Below are 15,936 nucleotides of genomic sequence, written 5' to 3'. Positions count from 1 at the left end.
CATTAAATAAATATGGTTTTATCGCAATAAATGAACTATGGCGAGGCGGAACCAGCAAAAACGAAAGGGGCCGACGGCTCTAACCTGTAGGCTATTCAAAGTCCGGCGAGCTGGTGCGAGACCGGATGCAAAGCCCTGGCGGAGCGGAAGGCGCATACGGAACATGAGCGTTTTGAAGGGGCGCTCATCGTGCAATGCCGGCGCCTAGCCCGCCATGCGCTTCATCACGCGTTCGATTTCATCCTGCAGCCGGCCGATGTCTATGGGTTTGGTCATGAACCCGTCCATGCCGGCAGACATGGCCGCTTCGCGATCCTCCTGAAACGCTCCGGCCGTCAAAGCGATGATGGGCGTGGCGCGTTTGTCGCTGTCGGGATGCACCTGGCGGATGAACTTGCAGGCGGTGATGCCGTCCATCACCGGCATTTGAATGTCCATCAGGATGAGGTCTATATCATGGTGCTGCCACGCGTTGATTACTTCTTTCCCGTTGGATGCGGTGTAGATCCGGTGCCCGTATTTTTCGAGCAGGACGGTGACGATGTCCAAATTGATTAAGTCGTCATCGGCCACCAGGATGCTCAAGGGAGGCAGGGGGGCGGAGCTGAACTCCGTATCGGGTGGATCCTGGCAGGGTAAGGCGTCAAGCGGCGCCGGGCGCAAGGGAAGGTAAACCTGAAAGACGGAGCCTTTGTTGAGGGCGCTTTGCACCTCTATCCGGCCGCCCATTTTCTGCGCCAGCTGCAAGGCGATGGTGGTGCCCAGGCCGGTGCCGCCAAAGCGGCGGGTGGTCGAGGCGTCCGCTTGGGAAAAGGGTTCGAACAGCTTGGCCAGGGTGTCCTGGCTCATGCCAATGCCGCTGTCCCGGATGATGACGACCACGTTTTCTTCCGCGGACAGCACCGTCAGCCAGACCCCGCCCTGAGCGGTGAACTTGATGGCGTTGCCCACCAGGTTCATCAAGATCTGCCGCACCCGGAAAGCGTCGCCAATAAAGACCTGCTGGATAATGGCCGGATATTTCAGATGCAGGGAGATGCCCTTCTTGCTGGCGCTCAGCTGCAGGATATCGATCACGTGCTCCGCTACTTCGCGCAAAGAGAAGGGCGCCTCTTCCAACTCCAGCGCGTTTTGCTCCAGCTTTGCCGTGTCGAGAACATCGTTAAGCAGGCCCAGCAAGCTCTTGGCGGAGTGGTTGACGGTTTTGAGCATGCTTTTCTGCTTGTCGTCCAACTCCGTGTCTTGCAATAAATCGGTGTAGCCGATGATGGCGTTCATCGGCGTCCTGATTTCATGACTCATATTGGCCAAAAAGGCGCTTTTGGATTTAACGGCGGAAAGCGCGCGGTTTTTGGCTTCAATCAAAGCGAACTCCGCTGCTTTTTTCTCCGAAATATCCAGGATCACCCCGTCAATCAACAGCAGCGCGCCGTTGTCGTCGTATACGCCGCGGGCGCTTTCCAATACCCAGCATTCCTCTTGATTCAGGCCGAGCAGGCGGTATTCGACGATATAAAGCTGATGCTGCTCCAAAGCGTAGCGGATGGTTTCACAAACCCTTTCCTTGTCTTCCGGGTGAACGATATCCAGTAGCTGAATACGGCCGTCCAGAAAGGATTTGGCCGGCCAGCCGCATAGTTTTTCTATGTCTTCGCTGATGAATATGGATTTCCACGGCTCCTGGGAATGGCTGCGAAAGGCGACGCCGGGGATGTTGTCGATCAAGGTGCGAAACTGGCTTTCACGCTCTTCCAGCTCCTTTTGGATGCGGTGGCGCGCGCTGATGTCGCCGATGAAGCCGACGTAAATAACTTGCTCGGGCAGCAGCACCTTGCCTATCGATAAGCGGATGGGAAACTGACTGCCGTCCTTTTTGAGCGCCATCTCCTCGCGTTCCCGGCCAATCAATTTCGTGATCTGGGTTTCCATATAATCGGCAAGAGAGCGATCATGTTTGGCGCGGTGCGGTTCCGGCACCAACAGATTGATGCTCTTGCCCAGCAACTCTTCCACCTGCCATCCAAACAGTCTTTCCACCGCGGGGTTGGCGCTCAAGATGCAGCCCTTCTCGTCAATGGTGATGATGCCGTCCAACGAGGTGTTGAACGTGGCTTGCAGCTTCAGCTCGTTGCTTAGTGTTCTTTGATACAAGGGGCGGTACCGCAACAACACATTGCACGCGAAGACGATATTGCCAAGCAGGAGCACCGTGATGGCGATGGCGACGGCCAAGCCCGCATTGTCTTCAAAGGGGCTGTGGAAAGCCGGGTCCGGCGTGCCGATGAAGCGGGCGGCCTCCATACCGAAATAATGCATACCCGCAATGGCAACCCCCATGACCACGCCGCTGAGCAGCGTCATCCCTCCCTTGCCGATTTTCTTACTGTCCAGACCAAAGCGTATCCATAGCGACAAGGTGCTTAGCAGCACGGCGAGCAAGATTGAAATGGCGAACCACGAGGGGTCGTAACGGAGCAGCGGCGTCATGCGTATGGCCGCCATGCCGGAGTAGTGCATGGTGCCGATGCCGCTTCCCACCAGCACCCCGCTGATCAATAGCTGTTTCCCGTCGATTTTGGGCTGAGACAGTAAGTGAAGGGCAATGAGCGACGCGGCGACGGCGGGCAGCATGGACAAGAGAGTGGGAAGCAGCGCGTACTGGATTGTGCTGCAAATGCTGAAGGCCAGCATGCCGACAAAATGCATCGCCCATATGCCGCCGCCCATTGCGCAAGAGCCGGTGGCAAGAGCGACCCAGCGCAGCCAGCGCTCGCTGGCTTCGCGAGCCAAGCCGGCTATCTGCAGCGCCAAGCAAGAGGTAAATATGGCCACCAGTAAGGAGAGCGCCACCAGCCACAAGTTGTATCTGGTTGGCAAAAACAAATAGGACTGGTAAGCGTCAATGAAAAACGAGCCGAGCATGACCTCCCCATTTTCAATAGCTTCTTCACGCTATGCCAATTAGCCGCAGGGGCTTTCCTCCGGTATAGACAATGGAGACATTGTCGCACCAGCGTTGTGCAGGAAGGTTATTCCATCCGCCACCCCGCGCAATGCGGGAATCTAGCGCTGCTTTGGCAACTACAGCGACTAGGTTTTATACATGGAGGATTGGCATGTCAAAGACATGATTCTGGGGCGTATGCGGGAGCCGGGGAAGTCCAAACCTCTACCCAAAGTCTTGTTTTACCGGGGTGAACTTTACTATCTATAGAAGATATCGATAGGTGTATGTATGCCGGAGTGGAGATCTTGCCAGACCGATTTGAAGCCAAGCTGCGAGTAGTCATTACCGTTTCCATGTTGTTTGTAGCTGTGCTGTCGTTTTCTATTTGGAAAGTTGTGGACAGCGCTAAGCAAGCAGCGCGCTGGCTGACGAACAGCGTGATGGTCGCGGACCAGTTGGCTCATATCCGCGGCTTTACCGTGCATGCGGAAATCAGCACCCAGAACTTTCGCCTGACAGGTGATGAATCCAATCTAAAAGAGCGCGATAGGGCAATTGAGGAGCGCGAGCGGTTACTGACGCAGATTCGCGCACGAATCGGCGACAATCCCAGGCAGCTTGATCGCTGGATGGCTCTGCGCCGGGTCGTCACTCAACGGGTGGCAATCTCTCGCGAGGTGGAGCGTTTGTACCGTCACTATGGTAGAGCCGCGGCCAGCGCCTACGCCACGAGCGCGCCGCTACGCTCCACCCGCACGCAGGTCTATAGCTTACTGGACGAAATGGACCATGAAGAGCACCGCGTGCTAGAGGGGCGGCTGGCCGATTACGAGCATTCGCAGCAGTGGCAAATATGGTGGAACACCGTGAGCGGCATCACGCTTTTCTTGCTGCTGGGCGGGACTTATTTCATGGTGCGTCGGCAATGGCGGGCGCTCAACATCAGCCGAAGAGCGCTTGCATCCAGTGAGGAAAATCTGGCCGCCACGCTGCATTCGATTGGGGATGCGGTAGTCTCCGTCAACGCCTGTGGGTTGGTTATCCGTTGTAACCGAGTAGCCGAGACCCTCACAGGTTGGCCTGCCGCCGAGGCCGCTGGATTGCCGTTGTCACAGGTATTGACCGTGCGGCGGGATAAAGACGAACGGCCCATCGATTTGTTCGCCTGCGGTACAAGGATGGTAGCGCAGACCCAGTACATGCCGGAGTCCTTGCATGGGGAACTGGTGGCGCGGGATGGCCAACAATGTCCGATCAGCTACACCGTAGCGCCGATTATCGCCGGTAGCGACTTGCTGAATGGCGTGGTGGTTGTCTTCCGCGATTCCACTGCGGAACGGGATGCCCGGCGGACCATACTTGCGCAGAATGCACTACTTACCGAGCGGGTTCAGGACCGGTCCTTGCGCTTGGTGGAAAGCGAAGCGCATCTGGACGCCATCCTCAGCGCGGTGCCGGTGCTGATCGCCTATGTCAATGCCGATCGCGTCTATGTGTATGTCAACGAACAGTACCGGCAGCGCTTTGCGCCTGAGCGCGTGAGCATCACCGGTTGCGCGGTGAAGGACATTCTGGGGAAAGAGCGTTATGCCATAGCCTGCCCGTACATTGACAAAGCGCTGGCGGGCGAGCCGCTGAACTATGACTGGCAGCCTTTCCCGGGGGTTTGGCAAAACATACGCTATGTGCCCAAGCACAATGAGCAGGAGGAGGTGATCGGTTATTACGTGCTGGGCATCGACGTCACCGAGCGCAAGGCGGCAGAGGAGCATATCCAGTTGCTTAACAGCGAGCTATCACAACAAGTACGCGAGCTAGAGCATGTCTCCCGCGCCCTGCGTACCCTGAGCGCGGGGAATCGCGCCATGTTGAGGGCCAAGGATGAGCAGCAATTGCTGGATAGTAGTTGCAGGGCCATCGTTGAGGCCGGCGGTTATAGCACGGCGGTGATCTGGTATGGCGACGCGGATGCGCAAGGCATACAGCCGATGGCTCAATGCGGTTTTGCCGGCGAGCTGACTGAGCTGGCGGGTATCGTTCTGGGCAGGGCCGACGCCGTCGGCGGCATCAGCATCACGCCCACCGCAGTGCGCACCGGTAAGGTGCAACTGGCGCGCGACATGCAAAGCGACAACCGGTATGAGGCGCTGCGGGCCATGCTGCATGGGGCGGCATCCGGCTTGGCCTGCCCGTTGCAGGTGGATGGCCGCGTTATCGGCGCATTGACCATTTACGACAGGCAGGCGGATACCTTTGACGATGATGAGATTGATTTGCTGATCGAGGCCAGTGCCGACCTGGCATTCGGCATCGGCTCCTTGCGGGCACAGAGGGAACGAGAGCAGGCCCGCGTCGCCATGCAGCAAATGCTGCGCCATGATCAACTGACTGGCCTGCCCAATATGTTGCAGTTTGAAGAGGCGCTGACGTTGGAGCTAGTGCACGCAAGCCAGGAGGACCGCACGCTGGCCGTGCTGCAATTCAATATCGAGCGTCTGGGAGAAATCAACGAGGTACTTGGCTTTGCGCAGGGAGATCAAGTATTGCGTGAGTTTGGTGCGCGCCTGACGGCCTGTCTGCCGGCTGCCGCGTTAGCCGCACGCGTGCGAGGCGACGAATTTGCGGTATTGCTTCCCGGTGCGGACGGACAGGAGGCACTGGTCTTGGTCACTGCGGTCAATTGGGCGATGACTACAGCTTTTGAAGTGGCGGGGCTGACGTTGGATGTTGCTGTACGAGTGGGGATGGTGCTGTTCCCTCAACATGGAAGGAACGTACACGATTTGTTGCGCCACTTGGACAAGGCTACACAGCAGGCCAAGCAGCGAGGGGTGGCGTATTACTTGTACGAGCCGGGCAAAGCCGAGACGCAAGCCGAGCGGCTGGTGCTGGCCAGAGAGCTACGCCACGCCATAGTGCAGGGCGAACTGCGACTCTATCTGCAGCCCAAGGTCAGCTTGGCCGACGGCCAGGTCTGCGGCGCCGAGGCGCTGGTGCGCTGGCAGCATCCGCGGCACGGCTTGTTGGCGCCCAGCGCCTTCATCGATATCGCGGAACGGTCCGGTTTAATCCACCCGTTGACCGAGTGGGTCGTGACTGCAGCGCTGGATTTACTCCAAGTCTGGCAGCGACAGCGGCTAATGCTGCCCATCGCGGTGAACCTATCGGTGCGCAATCTGCAGGATGACACCTTGCCGGACAAGCTGCGGCTTTGGCAGGAGCAGCGTTCGATTCGCACCGGTTTGTTGGAGCTGGAAATCACGGAAAGCTCCATGATGCTGGATCCGGAGTTGGCGCTGGCCTTGCTGCAAGAGCTGCGATGCGCCGGTGCCGCACTGTATGTGGACGATTTTGGCACAGGTTACTCGTCGCTGAGCTATTTACAGAAATTGCCGGTGGATTACATAAAGATTGATCAGTCTTTCGTAATGAACATGTCGCAGGACAAAGACTCGGCCATGATCGTGAAATCCACCATCGAACTTGTGCACGACCTGGGACGGCTAGTGGTAGCGGAGGGCGTAGAGTCCGCCGAGGATTGGCAGAGCCTGCGCGAAATGGGTTGTGATTTTGCGCAGGGATTCTTCATCGCCTCGCCAATGCCGGCAGAGGAGTTTGTCGCCTGGACTAGCTCTTTCCGGGCGCCATAGTGTCGGGAGGCTTCCTGTTTGGAGCCCGGCGCTTCGAGTCTATAACAGGGGTTTGTTAGCGGCTAAGAGCCTGTTCAAAGTCTCGCGAGCAAGGGCGAGACAAGGCGAAAACGATCTAAAAAGCGGAATGGTCGAGTGGTACATGAGCATTTTGAGCTTGTTTTTAACGCCGTATCGCCGACGCGCAGCAGATCGTAAACTGGTTCTAAGGTAAAACTACAAGAGGGCCGACATCGCTGTGGTCACGATAGCACTAAGATTTTGGGAATAAAAAAGCCCGCGCGTAAGCGCGGGCAAATGATGGAAGAGGACCAGGTCAGCGGATCAATAATCCAACTCTGTCGGCACTTGCTCCTTGCTGTCCTTCGGCGCTTCGGCCACGGTGGCGTCCGTGGTCAGGATCAGGCTGGCGATGGAAGCGGCGTTTTGTAACGCGGTGCGCGTCACCTTGGTCGGGTCGATCACGCCCATTTCCACCAAGTCGCCAAACTGGCCGCTGGCAGCGTTGTAGCCGTGGCTGCCCTTGCCCTCCAGAACCTTGTTGACGATCACCGAAGGCTCGTCGCCGGCATTGGCGGCAATAGCGCGCAGAGGCGCTTCCAGCGCGCGCAGCACGATCTGGATGCCTGCATCCTGGTCGGCGTTGTCGCCCTTCAAGCCGCTGATGTGGGCTCGCGCGCGCAGTAGGGAGACGCCGCCGCCGGCAACGATGCCTTCTTCCACTGCGGCGCGGGTAGCGTGCAGTGCGTCGTCCACGCGGTCTTTCTTCTCTTTCATTTCCACTTCGGTAGCCGCGCCAATGCGGATGACCGCCACGCCGCCAGATAGCTTGGCCACGCGCTCTTGCAGTTTCTCGCGGTCATAGTCGCTAGTGGCCGTATCGATCTGGGCACGTATGGTCTGAACGCGAGCATCGATCTTGGCCTTGTCTCCCGCGCCGTCGATGATGGTGGTGTTCTCCTTGCCGATTTCCACGCGTTTGGCGCTGCCCAACTCCGGCAGGCCGGCTTTTTCCAGCGTGAGCCCGGTTTCCTCGGAAATGACAGTGCCGCCGGTGAGGATGGCGATGTCTTCCAGCATGGCCTTGCGGCGATCGCCAAAGCCAGGCGCCTTCACGGCGGCCACCTTCAGGATGCCGCGCATGCTGTTCACCACCAAGGTGGCCAGCGCTTCGCCTTCCACGTCTTCGGCTACAATCAGCAGCGGTTTGCCGGCCTTGGCCACTTGCTCCAGCACCGGCAGCAGATCGCGGATATTGCTGATCTTCTTGTCGTAGAGCAGCACCAGCGGATCTTCCAGCACGGCGGTCTGTTTTTCCGGGTTGGTGATGAAGTAGGGCGACAGATAGCCGCGGTCGAACTGCATGCCCTCGACGACGGCCAACTCGTTGTCCAAGGATTTGCCGTCCTCCACAGTGATCACGCCTTCCTTGCCCACTTTCTCCATGGCATCCGCGATGATCTTGCCGATGGACTCGTCGGAGTTGGCGGACAGCGCGGCGACTTGGGCGGTTTCCTTGCTGTTGGTCACCGGCTTGGACAGGGTTTGCAGCTCTTTCACTACGGCCTGGACGGCTTTATCAATGCCGCGCTTCAGGTCCATCGGATTCATGCCGGAAGCGACATACTTCATGCCTTCCTGCACGATGGCTTGGGCCAGCACAGTGGCGGTGGTGGTGCCGTCGCCCGCCACGTCGGCGGTCTTGGACGCCACTTCTTTTACCATCTGGGCGCCCATGTTCTCGAATGGGTCCTTCAGTTCGATTTCCTTGGCAACCGACACGCCATCCTTGGTGATGTGCGGCGCGCCGAAACTGCGCGCCAACAATACGTTGCGGCCTTTCGGGCCCAGGGTGACTTTGACGGCATTAGCCAGCACATTGACGCCGTTGACGATGCGCTCACGGGCGTTGTCGTGGAAGCGGACTTCTTTCGCAGCCATGGTTTAACTCCTGTGATGATTGTAGGAAATCAGGCAGCCTTGCGGCCGGATTGGGGGGCGTCTTCAACAACCCCGAAGACATCTTCTTCGCGTAGCACCAAGTATTCCTGGTCGTTTAGCTTGACGGTCTGGCCGCCGTATTTGCCGAACAGAACCAGGTCGCCCACTTGCACCTGCATCGGCAACAATGTGCCGTCTTGCAGACGCTTGCCAGGGCCCACGGCGAGAACTTCGCCTTGTTCCGGTTTTTCAGCGGCGCTATCGGGAATGACGATGCCGGAAGCAGTCTGGCGGACTTTCTCGATCCGCTTGACGATAATCCGGTCGTGCAGAGGACGGATTTGCATATCAATCTCCTGTGCGATTCAGATCATTGGAAACGGTTGGTAAGACCGAGCGGCAGGCGCGAAATGGCCCACGCTTACCGGTCAAAGTCAGCCGGTACGGCTGACCAAAGACGAAGTAAGGGCGGGCCAAAAACTTTTCAAGAGGTTTTTTGCAGAAAAAACGAGACTACAAAATGATGCGCTCGACACGGCCAAAACGGTACTCCGTTCTGCTTGCCTTGCCTCCATGGCAGACGCGCGGCCTAAGGGGGCAGGGTGGTTTGCGCAGGCCTTCCTCGCCCAGGGTGTCGTCTTCGGCCAGGTCGCGCCATAGTCCGCCGTGTACGGGGCGGAACTGCCAGGAAACATAGCCTCGACGGGAGGCCAGCCGCATCAGGTCCGGGCCGTCGGGCGCTTCCATCAAGACACTTTCCTCTCCAGCGATAGGTGGCAGATCGCCGAAAGCCTGGCGGCAGGCCAGCTCTTCCCCTGCGGCCGCGCCTATGGTGTTGCAGCCGCGCCGCTCGTCGCGCAGCAGGTTCCAGGCGCCCAGCTGCCAGGCCGCGTCCAGAATGTCTTCTTCTATCAGGGAGAGAGCGTCCCATCTGCGCGTCAGTTGCAAGGCCGATGCCGGCACTTGCCGAAGCAAGGGTTCGCCATTTTGGCCGCGGTCGGGCTCAGGGCGGCGGAAACCATGCCAATGCAGCATCAACAGCAAGGGGGTATCGGGAAAGGGCACCGCGCTGAGACTGACCGCGAATAGCGGCAGGCGCATATGGCGGATTTGAGCGGACAAGGTATCGAATAACTCCACGGCAACACTCCATGACAATGGATGCGAAGACATGTATTAACGATAAAAAGATTGCCGGCATGAGGCAAGCGCCAACCTGGTGATTACGACTAGGCGTTTATTTCCATCCTTGCCGCCATTGCTTGTCGTCGCGCAGAACCTCCCACGGCACGGTTTGCTGGCGTCGGGTGTACACCGCCTCCAGCGTCACCGTGTCTACCGGGCTGTCGGGCGCGGGCCGTCCCAGCGCCACCACCAGGAAGTGTTTTTCCTTGTCGCGCGGCACGGCGGCGGTCCACTTGCTCAGCAGCAATTTTTCCGGGTTGAGCCGCCTAGTTGTCGCCACGGTCCTGACTCACCCAAATCAACTTCTCCGCGGGTATGCCCAACTTGGCCGCCACCGCCAGCAGAGCGGTCTTGGCATCCGGGGCGGGCTGCTTGTCGCGCGACAGCAGCCACAAGTAGTTCTTGTCGGGTCCCACCACCACCGCCCAGCGATAGTCGGGGTCCAGCTCCGCCACGTGGTAGCCGCCGTAGAACGGGCCAAAGAAGGACACTTTCAGCGAGGCGACGTCGGCGGGGCCGTTGAACCAGGCCTTGCCCACGGCTTCGCGCCAGCTGGCGGCGGCGGTGTCAAAGCCGCGGTTGACCACGCGGATGCTGCCGTCGGTATTGCGGCTATAGTCGGCGCTCACCGCTTGCAGGCCCCGTTCGAAACGGTGGTCCAGACGGGCGATTTCATACCATCGCCCCTGATAGCGTTCCAGTTGGAAGCCTTGTACTGGGGTGACGTCCGGCGGCGGCAGAGTGTTGCAGCCGGTGAGCGGCAATAGGGTAATAGCCAACAGGACCAAAGGTTTTTTCAACATATCAGGCTCACAGTGTGTCGAGATTGGTTTGCAGCGTCGCCGCGTGAGCGGCGATAGCGGCTTGTTCGGCATCCGGCAGCTTGTCCAACTGGCGATAGACCAGGCTGAGTCGCGGATTGGCCGCCAGCCGCGCGCGGTGGCGCTGGAAAAAATTCCAGTACAGGGCATTGAAGGGACAGGCGTCCCGGCCAATGCGCAGTTTGGGCTGGTAGCGGCAGCCGGCGCAGTAATCGCTCATGCGGCCGATATAAGCGGCGCTGCCGGCGTAGGGCTTGCTGCCGAGCAGCCCGCCGTCGGCGAACTGGCTCATGCCCAGAGTGTTGGGCAACTCCACCCATTCGAAGGCGTCGATGTAGACGCCCAAATACCATTCATGCAGCGCCTGCGGCGACAGTCCGGCTATCAGTCCGAAATTACCGATCACCATCAGCCGCTGGATGTGGTGGGCGTAGGCGTCTTCCAGCGATTGGCCGATGGCGTGAGCAAGACACCGCATGCCCGTTTCGCCGTCCCAAAACCAGCGCGGCAGCGGCAGATTGTGCGACAGAGCGTTATTGTCGCGGTAGCCGGGCATCTTGGCCCAATAGACGCCTCGCACGTATTCGCGCCAGCCCAGTATCTGCCGCACAAAGCCCTCTACCGCGGCCAGTGGCGCGCGGCCTGCGCGCCAGGCGGCGATGGCGGCGTCCACCACCTCGCGCGGATTGAGCATTTTTACATTGAGAGCGAAGGAAAGCTGGGAGTGAAACAAGCGCCGCGCATGCCGGCTCATTGCGTCCTGATAAGCGCCAAAGTGCGGCAGCGTCCGCTCGATGAAGTCGCACAGCAGGGCCTGCGCCTCGGCGCGCTTGAGCGGCCAGCGCAGCGCTTCGGCCTGAGGCTGACCGAAACTGTTCACCCCGGCGTCGTTTATGGTTTGCCACAGCCCGCGGTGGTCATGCTCAGGGCGAGGGTCATTGGGTTCCGGCGGGCTGCCGGACCAGCGCTGACGGTTCTCGGCATCGAAATTCCAGCGCCCGTCGGCGGGTTCGCCGTTCTCGTCCACCAAAATGCCGTGCTTGCGCCGCAGGTGACGATATAGGGTCTCCTGCCTCCATTGCCGCCGCGCGCCGAAGAACGCGGCGGCATCGCCGCGAGCGGTGTAGAAGTGCTCGCTGTCCGCCATGTGGCATGGAATGGATAAACCCGCGCCCCAGCGGGCGAGTTGATGGTCCAGCCGCCATTCGTCCGGAGCCTGGTATTCCACCCTCGTCGCGCCGTAGTGGCGGATCAGCGCATCCAAATTGCCGATTAACGATTGGCGGTTGCTTCCGTCGTCGATGGCGATGTAGCGCACTCGATGCCCCAAGGCCTTCAGTTGGCTTGCAAAATCACGCATCGCGGCGAAGATGGCCAGGGTTTTCTGCGCGTGGTGGCGTACGTAATCCGTCTCCTGGCGAATTTCCATCATCACATGCACCACCTCGGGGTCGGGGACGGTGAACCAACTATGGTTGGGGTTGAGCTGGTCGCCCAGAATCAGCCGCAAGAGGGTCATTGGGCCATGTCCTTCTGACGGCGGCAGCGTTCTGAGCAGTATTGGACGGCATCCCAATTATTGCGCCATTTTTTGCGCCAGCTCATGGGGTGGCCGCAGGCGGCGCAGCGCTTGGATGGCAGTGCCGCCTTATTGCCCTTGAATATCCGCGCCATCACGCTACCTTCAGTTTTTTGCGTAGCCAGGCCACCGGCAGTCCAAGCAGGGGGATTTTCTCGAACAATTCTTCGGCGGCGTCCCAGTAATCGCGGTGCAGCGTGATTTTGCCGTCGGCATCGAACTGGAAATGGCTGCCGCCGTGAATGCTGACCTTGCGTCCGGCATAGGCAAAATCGAAATCCCAGGTGATGAATGCCTGGTCGCCATCCCGTAGCGCGTGGATGATAGTGAAGCGGGGCTGTTCCAGCGTCTTGAACATGTGGTGAAACACCGCCTGGATTTTGGCCACGCCGCGCACGTCGTTGAAGGGGTCTTTGAAGCGCGCGTTTTCAGTGTAAAAGCGAGCGATGTCCGGCAAGGTTTGCGGTGTCAGCGTTTGATACCAGTCGAGCAAAGCTTGCCAATCGGCTTGAGTGGGGATGCGTTTCATGGTCGAGCCAACCTCGCGAGCAAAGGCAGCCGCAGCCGGTAAGGCAGCAGCCGCAGTAGTTTGAGCCATAAGGTGAAGCGCCACGGAAAGTGAATTTCAAACGCGCCGCGGGCCAGCCCGCGCATGATGTCGCGAGCCGCCTGACGCGGCGTGAGCAGGGCCGGCATGGAAAAATCGTTCTTGGCGGTGAGCGGTGTGGCCACGAAGCCGGGATTGATCAGATAAACCGCCACGCCATGCGGCTTGAGTTCCGCGTAGAGGATTTCCGCCAGATTGATCAGCGCCGCCTTGCCGGGGCCGTACACCGCGGCGCCCGGCAGGCCGACATAACCCGCCACGCTGGCGATCAGCGCCACGCCGCCGCGGCCTTGCCCCGCCAGCGCCGGCAACACCACTTCCAGGCCGTGGTAGACGCCCAGCAGGTTGGTGTCGAGCAGGCCGCGGGTTTCATCGGCGTGCAGATCCAGGCAGGTTTGCGGACGGTAGTCCGCCGCGCAGAACACCACGAGGTCGGGCTGCGCGCCGGCGGCTTCCAGGCGCGACCAAGCGGCCCGCCAGGCGGCCGGATCGGTCACGTCCAGCGTTTCCACTTGCGCGCCCGGGCGCTCTGCCGCCAGCATGCGCATCGGCTCGGCGCGTCGGGCGGAGAGGATGACTTGGGCGCCGGCCGATAGCAGCTCGTCGGCCAATGCCGCGCCGATGCCGCTGGACGCGCCTATCACCCATACCCGGCGCGCGCGCCAATCGGCGATGCGAGGGTTAAGGCGGAGTGTCATGATCCTGACTCCGGTTTGTGGAAAAACAGCGTGACCTCGCCCAAGCGGAAACCAAACTTGCTCATGACCGCGCGGTTGAGCAGGCTGCGCTCGTCTTGCAGGAACATCCAGTCATCGAACTGGACCAGGTATTCCTCGCCCTCCACCGGCAACTTCAGCGTGTAGCGCCAGCGCAGCGCGTTGCCGGCCGTCTCGCCAATGGCTTCTCCCTCCACGTCGTCGGCCAGGCCGCGCCAGCGGCCCTGGCCGAGGGGCTTGAGCCGCCAGACGCGTTGTTGTCGGCTGCCGTCGCTGTAAAGAAAGCGCTCGGTCAACACCAACTCGTCGCCGTGGCGTTCGCCGTCCATGTCGACGGTGAAGCGCTTGAGCAGGCGGCCTTGCCGGTCCTGGTATATGCCCCAGGCCTTGGTTTGGCCAAGGAAAAACCGGCCGGGGTCTAGCAGCGGGCGGTTGGCGGCGTAATCTCCAACCGTTGGAGCGGCGCAGCCAGCCAGCAGGAGCATGGCGGCGAGCCAGAGGGGGGCGCGCATGGTTACGCCCTTTGCAGCAGAAACTGCGACACGCCGATGCGTCCCGCATCGAAACCCGCTTCGCAGTAGCACAGGTAAAGCCGCCACAGCCGAATGAAGGCCTCGTCGAAACCTTGGCCGCGAACGGCGTCCAGTTGGGTCTCGAAAGCCTCGCGCCAGCGGCGCAGCGTTTCCGCGTAGTCCGCGCCGAAATCCAGGCGCTTGCGGCAAGTCAGTCCGCTTTGATGCGCCGCGCGTTCAAAACGCTCGCGGCTGGGAAGCATGCCGCCGGGGAAGATAAAGGCCTGGATGAAATCGGTGCTGGCGCGGTAGGCCTCGAAACGGGATTCATCAATGGTGATGCTTTGCGCCAGCGCTTGGCCGCCCGGCTTGAGGCAGCGGCGCAGGGTGTCGAAATAGCCGCGCCAGTAACGCTCGCCCACCGCCTCGAACATTTCGATCGACACGATGGCGTCGTATTGGCCGCTCAGGTCGCGGTAGTCGCGGTGTTCCAGTGTGACCAGCGGCTCCTTGGCCAGGCGGCGGCGGGCGAAGCTCAGTTGCGCATCCGAAATGGTGATGCCGTGCACGGAGACGCCGAGACCGGCGGCGTGTTCGGCGAACCCTCCCCAGCCGCAGCCGATTTCCAGCACCCGCATGCCGGGGCGTAGCTGCAACTGCTCGCAGATGCGTTGGTACTTGCGCGCCTGCGCTTGGGTCAAGGGCTGGCTGTAGTCGCCGTCGAACCATGCGCTGGAGTAAGTCCAGCTGGGGTCCAGCCACAGTTTGTAAAAATCGTTGCCGATATCGTAATGGGCATGGATGTTGCGGCGGCTGCCGCGGCGGCTGTTGACGCGCAGGAGATGGCGCAGCCTGTGCCACAAACGCGCGGCCCAACGGCCCAGCGCCCCCAATTGCAAGGCGTCCTCATTGCGCAGCATCAGTTGCAGCAGCCCTGTCAGGTCCGGGCAGTCCAACCAGCCGTCGCGGTAGGCCTCGGCAAAGCCGATGTCGCCGCCGGACAGGATGCGGGCGCAGGCGCGCCAGTCCCGCAGCGTCAACTCCGCGCTGACGTGCGTTTGGGCCGCGCCAAACCATAAGGTCTCGCCATCTGGCGTGACCACTTTAAGGCTGCCGTGGCGCAATTGAGCCAGTATGGCGAGCAGCGCGCGCCCCGCCGCCGGAAACTTGGGGTGGGACAAGGAGAGGGGTTGGCTCGCGCTCATGGTTTCAGCTCCTGGCCACGGCTGAGAGCCGTGGCGGGGGGATGGGGTTTGCGGGAAAAGGGTACGCGTTTTAGCCAAAGCTTCAGCGCCTGCCAGTGAATGCGGGCGATGACGCCCAGGGTGAGCAGAGGCTGGCGCAGCAAGGCGGCCGCCGCTGTGGCCGAGCTCAAGGCGCGCAAGCGGCCGGATATCGAGGTGTGAAGCAGAGCGCCGTTGGCGTCGTGATAATCGATCCGTGTCAGCGCGCGGCCCGCTTGTTCCACGAAGCGGAATCGATAATGGCCTTCCACTTGGCAAAACGGGGAGACATGCAGCAGTTTGCGGCAGACCAACTGGCTGGAGGCGCTAATCGGCCCCCCGTCGGTTTGGCTGAGCAGATAGCTATGTCTTTCGCCAAAGGTGTTGTTCACCTCGGCCAGCACGGCGATCAACTGGCCAGAGGCGTTGTGGCAGTGCCAGAAATTAACCGGGTTGAAAACGTAGCCGAATACGCGCGGGAAGGTTTGCAGCCAGACCTCGCCGTCGCAGGGAAGGCCGGCTTCGTCCAGGCGCGCGCGTATCCAGGGCAATAGCGGCGAGCCGTCGCGCGGGCCGTAGTCGCGCGTGCGCAGCGACAGCGGCCGGCGGCAGTCCACGCCAAACCATGGCCCGCGCATGTTTTCCAGCGCGGATAGCTTGAGCCGCAAGCAAAACACAGGGTAGACGAAGCGATTGGCGGCCGGGCGTAGGCGATGGTGCATCACGTGTCCGGTCAACAGATAGGCTGTGCTCAT

The 15,936-nt window shown here is 60.5% G+C and carries 14 protein-coding genes; 1 reads left to right on the top strand and 13 read right to left on the bottom strand.

Going from position 1 to position 15,936, the window contains the following annotated elements:
• Positions 1-204: 204 nt before the first annotated feature.
• Positions 205-2,922 carry an MHYT domain-containing protein gene (locus tag GYH29_RS12820; RefSeq protein ID WP_161523875.1) on the bottom strand — a complete coding sequence of 906 codons (2,718 nt, stop codon included), beginning with the start codon at positions 2,920-2,922 and terminating at the stop codon, positions 205-207.
• Positions 2,923-3,231: 309 nt separating this feature from the next.
• On the opposite strand from GYH29_RS12820, the gene GYH29_RS12815 reads away from it, so the two are divergent.
• Positions 3,232-6,597: an EAL domain-containing protein gene (locus GYH29_RS12815; protein WP_161523874.1), complete on the top strand. Its 3,366-nt coding sequence runs from the start codon at positions 3,232-3,234 to the stop codon at positions 6,595-6,597.
• 324 nt (positions 6,598-6,921) lie between these two features.
• On the opposite strand, the gene groL is transcribed toward GYH29_RS12815, so the two are convergent.
• From groL to GYH29_RS12755, 12 genes are all read right to left on the bottom strand, one after another.
• Positions 6,922-8,538: a chaperonin GroEL gene (gene groL / locus GYH29_RS12810; protein WP_161523873.1), complete on the bottom strand. Its 1,617-nt coding sequence runs from the start codon at positions 8,536-8,538 to the stop codon at positions 6,922-6,924.
• A 29-nt stretch (positions 8,539-8,567) separates the two neighbouring features.
• A complete protein-coding gene (locus tag GYH29_RS12805) occupies positions 8,568-8,885 on the bottom strand; it encodes a co-chaperone GroES (protein ID WP_019104382.1) in 318 nt (105 codons plus the stop codon).
• 166 nt (positions 8,886-9,051) lie between these two features.
• Complete coding sequence (locus GYH29_RS12800) at positions 9,052-9,678, bottom strand: hypothetical protein (protein WP_019104383.1); 627 nt, start codon at positions 9,676-9,678, stop codon at positions 9,052-9,054.
• A gap of 97 nt (positions 9,679-9,775) precedes the next feature.
• Positions 9,776-10,003, bottom strand: a complete 228-nt coding sequence (locus GYH29_RS12795) for a TIGR02450 family Trp-rich protein (protein ID WP_039756788.1) — start codon at positions 10,001-10,003, stop codon at positions 9,776-9,778.
• Positions 9,990-10,526 carry a lipocalin family protein gene (locus tag GYH29_RS12790; protein WP_161523872.1) on the bottom strand — a complete coding sequence of 179 codons (537 nt, stop codon included), beginning with the start codon at positions 10,524-10,526 and terminating at the stop codon, positions 9,990-9,992. The genes GYH29_RS12795 and GYH29_RS12790 overlap by 14 nt, the downstream gene beginning before the upstream one ends.
• 7 nt (positions 10,527-10,533) lie before the next feature.
• Entirely contained in the window at positions 10,534-12,063 is a 1,530-nt protein-coding gene (locus tag GYH29_RS12785) for a cryptochrome/photolyase family protein (RefSeq protein ID WP_161523871.1), read from the bottom strand.
• Positions 12,060-12,149, bottom strand: coding sequence for a DUF2256 domain-containing protein (locus GYH29_RS24860; RefSeq protein ID WP_231138347.1), 90 nt, complete (start codon positions 12,147-12,149; stop codon positions 12,060-12,062). The genes GYH29_RS12785 and GYH29_RS24860 overlap by 4 nt, the downstream gene beginning before the upstream one ends.
• Before the next feature lie 68 nt (positions 12,150-12,217).
• Positions 12,218-12,652, bottom strand: coding sequence for a nuclear transport factor 2 family protein (locus GYH29_RS12775; RefSeq protein ID WP_161523870.1), 435 nt, complete (start codon positions 12,650-12,652; stop codon positions 12,218-12,220).
• Positions 12,649-13,428: an SDR family NAD(P)-dependent oxidoreductase gene (locus GYH29_RS12770; protein WP_161523869.1), complete on the bottom strand. Its 780-nt coding sequence runs from the start codon at positions 13,426-13,428 to the stop codon at positions 12,649-12,651. Before GYH29_RS12770 ends, GYH29_RS12775 begins: the two co-directional genes overlap by 4 nt.
• Complete coding sequence (locus tag GYH29_RS12765) at positions 13,425-13,958, bottom strand: DUF3833 domain-containing protein (RefSeq protein WP_161523868.1); 534 nt, start codon at positions 13,956-13,958, stop codon at positions 13,425-13,427. The genes GYH29_RS12770 and GYH29_RS12765 overlap by 4 nt, the downstream gene beginning before the upstream one ends.
• A 2-nt stretch (positions 13,959-13,960) precedes the next feature.
• The gene (locus GYH29_RS12760; RefSeq protein ID WP_161523867.1) at positions 13,961-15,163 is read right to left on the bottom strand and encodes an SAM-dependent methyltransferase; all 1,203 of its coding nucleotides are present in this window, start codon (positions 15,161-15,163) and stop codon (positions 13,961-13,963) included.
• Positions 15,160-15,936, bottom strand: coding sequence for a DUF1365 domain-containing protein (locus GYH29_RS12755; protein ID WP_081555162.1), 777 nt, complete (start codon positions 15,934-15,936; stop codon positions 15,160-15,162). The genes GYH29_RS12760 and GYH29_RS12755 overlap by 4 nt, the downstream gene beginning before the upstream one ends.

The organism is Chromobacterium haemolyticum (assembly GCF_009936155.1).
Lineage (GTDB): Bacteria > Pseudomonadota > Gammaproteobacteria > Burkholderiales > Chromobacteriaceae > Chromobacterium > Chromobacterium haemolyticum.
Note: the sequence above shows the minus strand (reverse complement) of the source record. Positions and strands in the feature narration are given on the sequence as shown.

Excerpts from the sequence above, each read along its gene's own strand:
- groL (WP_161523873.1), bottom strand. The coding sequence starts at position 8,538 with ATGGCTGCGAAAGAAGTCCGCTTCCACGACAACGCCCGTGAGCGCATC.
- GYH29_RS12755 (WP_081555162.1), bottom strand. The coding sequence starts at position 15,936 with ATGAGCACAGCCTATCTGTTGACCGGACACGTGATGCACCATCGCCTA.
- GYH29_RS12775 (WP_161523870.1), bottom strand. The coding sequence starts at position 12,652 with ATGAAACGCATCCCCACTCAAGCCGATTGGCAAGCTTTGCTCGACTGG.
- GYH29_RS24860 (WP_231138347.1), bottom strand. The coding sequence starts at position 12,149 with ATGAGCTGGCGCAAAAAATGGCGCAATAATTGGGATGCCGTCCAATAC.
- GYH29_RS12760 (WP_161523867.1), bottom strand. The coding sequence starts at position 15,163 with ATGAGCGCGAGCCAACCCCTCTCCTTGTCCCACCCCAAGTTTCCGGCG.
- GYH29_RS12765 (WP_161523868.1), bottom strand. The coding sequence starts at position 13,958 with ATGCGCGCCCCCCTCTGGCTCGCCGCCATGCTCCTGCTGGCTGGCTGC.
- GYH29_RS12790 (WP_161523872.1), bottom strand. The coding sequence starts at position 10,526 with ATGTTGAAAAAACCTTTGGTCCTGTTGGCTATTACCCTATTGCCGCTC.
- GYH29_RS12785 (WP_161523871.1), bottom strand. The coding sequence starts at position 12,063 with ATGACCCTCTTGCGGCTGATTCTGGGCGACCAGCTCAACCCCAACCAT.
- GYH29_RS12820 (WP_161523875.1), bottom strand. The coding sequence starts at position 2,922 with ATGCTCGGCTCGTTTTTCATTGACGCTTACCAGTCCTATTTGTTTTTG.
- GYH29_RS12815 (WP_161523874.1), top strand. The coding sequence starts at position 3,232 with ATGTATGCCGGAGTGGAGATCTTGCCAGACCGATTTGAAGCCAAGCTG.
- GYH29_RS12805 (WP_019104382.1), bottom strand. The coding sequence starts at position 8,885 with ATGCAAATCCGTCCTCTGCACGACCGGATTATCGTCAAGCGGATCGAG.
- GYH29_RS12770 (WP_161523869.1), bottom strand. The coding sequence starts at position 13,428 with ATGACACTCCGCCTTAACCCTCGCATCGCCGATTGGCGCGCGCGCCGG.